The 242-nt window shown below is 62.8% G+C and carries 1 protein-coding gene; it reads right to left on the bottom strand.

What is annotated here, in order from left to right:
* The coding region (locus AC0IYH_RS33575; RefSeq protein WP_471838766.1) for a CheR family methyltransferase at positions 1 to 242 on the bottom strand (242 nt) is incomplete at both ends.

The following is a 242-nucleotide window of genomic DNA, read 5'->3' on the forward strand; positions in this document are numbered from 1 at the left end:
GTTCAGGTTGATCTGCTCGAAGCGGATGCGCTGGCGCAGCGACGGAGCGATCATCATGCGCCCCTGATTATCGTCGACGCCGCGCAGGCAATGCTTTACCAGCAGGTGGCGGGGGATGTTCTGGCTGTCTTCCAGGTCATAAACACCGCTGCGGGCATGCGCGAGGATGCGTTGGCTGATATCCGAGGCAAGAATCTCCCAGGGCCGTTCACCGAGCCGTTCGGCCAGCAGCAGGGCCAGGG

The sequence above is a fragment of the Pseudomonas sp. AC463 genome, assembly GCF_979253585.1.